Source organism: Paenibacillus darwinianus, assembly GCF_000598065.1.
Classification (GTDB): Bacteria; Bacillota; Bacilli; order Paenibacillales; family Paenibacillaceae; genus Paenibacillus_I; species Paenibacillus_I darwinianus.
In genome coordinates this window covers 3805-6934 of the sequence record NZ_KK082216.1, presented here as the reverse complement: position 1 = coordinate 6934, position 3130 = coordinate 3805, and the positions used below count along the sequence as shown (strand labels likewise).

Below are 3130 nucleotides of genomic sequence, written 5' to 3'. Positions count from 1 at the left end.
TCGCCTCCGTAGGCGCGAAGGAAATGAAGGACGATGACGACAACAACGACTCAAGCGGCGACGGAGTCAAAGTGAAGCAGTCAAAGAAGCGCGTTCCTGCTGCTGAAGCCGAGCAGCAAACGATGTTGGTGGAAGCGTCAGTCGAATCGTCAGAAGCAGCCCCTCCCGTGGAGCAGATGGTTGCCGAGTCAAAGGCGCTTGAAACGACCGCGCCTGTTTCCGAAGTACATCCGGTATCGTCCGCAGAATCGGAAGCGCCTGCGCTGCCGAATCAAGGAACGGTGCTGGTGGACGCCACCTGCGCGCCAGCTGATGTGGCTTATCCGACAGATCTGAATCTGCTGAATGAAGCGCGCGAAAAGCTCGAAGCGATCATCGATACGCTGCATGAGCCGGTCATCGGACAAACGGCGAAACCGCGTACCTACCGGAAAAAAGCGCGCAAGCAGTTTCTAGCGGTGTCCAAGCAGCGCAGGCCTGGACCGAAAGTAATCCGCAAAGCGATCAGACGCCAGCTCGGTTACGTCGGACGGAATTTGGAGATCATCGCCAAGCAAGCAAAGGAGCAGCCGCTTACGCTGCTTAGCCGCAAAGCCTACCGCGACCTGCTGGTGATTCATGAACTTTACCGTCAGCAGCTTCAAATGTACAACGAGCGTTCTCACCAGATGGAAGACCGGATCGTCAGCATTCATCAGCCGCATGTCAGACCGATCGTACGCGGGAAAGCCAAGGCGCGAGTCGAGTTCGGAGCCAAGATCGCCGTGAGCATGACGAAAGGCTATGCGTTCCTTGATCGAATGTCTTGGGATAACTTCAACGAGAGCACGACGCTCATTGACGTGATCGAGCAGTACCGCAAGCAATGGGGTACTACCCGGCTGTCGTACAAGCCGATCAAATCTACCGCACGCGCGAGAACCGAAGTTTCTGCAAACAGCTTGGCATCCGGCTCAGCGGGCCGGCCTTAGGGCGAAAACCCAAAAACGGTCCGTCAAGCGAAGAGAAGCAAGTTGCCAAACAGGACACCGGAGAACGTAACGCAATAGAAGGCAAGTTCGGAGAAGGCAAGCGCAAGTACGGGCTTGGCTGCATTCGAGCACGCCTTGCAAAGACAAGCGAATCGGTTATTACGCTGCAACTTCTGGTGATGAACCTGGAGCGCAGGCTCCGCGTTCTTTTTTGCCTTATTTTCACGATGCTGTCACGTCGGCGCCTAGCTCTGAATTTCGGATAAAAATCATTCAGCAAGCCCTATTTATCGAAACATCGCCATCCGTTATAATCGAATATAGGACAGAAATAATGAACAAATGCATAATTTTGCGGCCAGCGGGGGTTTTGCAATGTCCGACTTCTTTCCACAAATCGACGACAGTCTTCGAAATTTATCGCAAACATCCGACCGGATATTGTGGCAGGGCAGGTAAACCTATGAAGCAGATTTATGAGGAATACGAAATTGTGGTGGTCCTTCTTTCCCTTCTGATCGCTGTCGTGGCGGCGATGGCGTTCTATGCGGCTTATCTTGTCCGCTGCCGGCGGCAAATGTCTTACCGCGACTCGCTTACCGGGCTGCCGAACCGTCAGCGGTTAGCCAAGCATTTCGAACAAACGTTCGCCGGTTACCGGGAAGGCTATTTGATGATTATCGACTTTGACCGGTTCAAGGCGATCAACGACATGCTCGGACATGATATGGGCGATTTGTTTATCCAGCAAGCCGCGCGCCGTCTGGCCCAGGCCGCCTCGGCCGGACAACAGCTGTTCCGGTTCGGAGGGGACGAATTTCTGATCGTCGCGGAGGGCGGACGCGCCGCAGCGGAAGCGCTGGCGGCGGCGCTGCTCGCTTCGCTCAAGCAGCCGTTCCAGCTGCATGATTCGGAATTTATGATGACGGCGAGCATCGGCATCAGCCTGTCTCCGCAGCATGGGTCCGACCGCACCTCGCTGCTCAAAGCAGCCGACATCGCCATGTATGCTTCGAAGTCGGCGGGCCGCAATCGCCACAGCGTATACGACGAGGAAACAAAGCTTGCCATTAACCGCCGTCACGAGCTTGAAAGAGGGCTTCGCAAGGCGATGCAGCTGAATGAGCTTGCCATTCACTACCAGCCCAAATGGGACGCCGATGCGGGACGCTTAACCGGCATCGAAGCCCTGCTCCGGTGGAACCACGGCAAGCTTGGCCCTGTTTCGCCTTCGGAATTCATTCCGATATCCGAGGAGAACGGCATGATCGTAGCCATCACCCGCTGGATGATGTACGAGGTATGTAAGCAGAACCGGACTTGGCAGGCGGAAGGCCTTCCCAAGGTCTGCGTATCGGTCAACATGTCGATCCGCGTCTTCGAAAGCGGCATGCTCGGCACGATGGTGCGCGAGGCACTCGCCGACTCGGGCATGGACCCGTCCGATCTTGAGCTGGAGATTACCGAATCCATCGCGATGCGCGATATTGAAGGCACGATCGTCCAGCTGCGGGAAGTTAAGGCGCTAGGGGTACGTGTGTCGATGGACGACTTCGGCACCGGCTATTCCTCGCTCGGCAATCTCGACCGGATTCCAATCGACACACTGAAGATCGACCAGCTGTTCATCCAGCAGAGCCAAGTGCCGTCGAAACAGGCGATCATCAGCACGATTATCGCGATGGCCCGCCATCTTCAACTGGACATCGTTGCCGAAGGGGTGGAGACGGAGGAGCAGATCCTGTTTCTGCAATCGCGAGGCTGCCGTGTCATGCAGGGTTATTTCTACGGCAAGCCGATGCATGCGGTCGCGCTGCGCGAATGGATGCTCGCCGTATGACGGCACCAGGCTTCGTCCTGTACTCGTGCTTGTACCGCTGTCATCGGTTGTTACGTCTTCGGCGCTATGCCGCCCTTCAACAGCGCGCCGGCCTTTGCTTTCCACATGTCCACATATCCCGATCCCGTCGCCCACTGCGCCATGACAACCTGCTCGCCGGCGTTGAGAGGAACTTCAACCGCAAGGCCGGCAAGCTTGCCATTGTCCGCTCCTTGCAGCACCAGGCTCCGGTCGGTAACGATCGCGGCGAGATTCCCGTTGGGCGATGTAAAAGCGTCTCTGGCCGCCGGCTCCACGCTGCGGATTTCATCCCAGCCGA

At 56.7% G+C, this 3130-nt stretch carries 1 protein-coding gene and 2 pseudogenes; 2 read left to right on the top strand and 1 reads right to left on the bottom strand.

Annotated elements, in window-relative coordinates; genetic code table 11:
* Both BG52_RS14385 and BG52_RS14380 read left to right on the top strand, forming a co-directional pair.
* Positions 1–1237: pseudogene (locus tag BG52_RS14385) on the top strand (IS5 family transposase); the annotation flags it as partial.
* Between the two features lie 197 nt (positions 1238–1434).
* A complete protein-coding gene (locus tag BG52_RS14380; RefSeq protein ID WP_051588161.1) occupies positions 1435–2811 on the top strand; it encodes a putative bifunctional diguanylate cyclase/phosphodiesterase in 1377 nt (458 codons plus the stop codon).
* Positions 2812–2861: 50 nt separating this feature from the next.
* On the opposite strand, the pseudogene BG52_RS16255 reads toward BG52_RS14380, so the two are convergent.
* A pseudogene (locus tag BG52_RS16255) lies at positions 2862–3130 on the bottom strand (hypothetical protein); the annotation flags it as partial.

Bases quoted from the DNA above. Each gene is read 5' to 3' on its own strand.
- BG52_RS14380 (WP_051588161.1), top strand. From the start codon at position 1,435: ATGAAGCAGATTTATGAGGAATACGAAATTGTGGTGGTCCTTCTTTCC.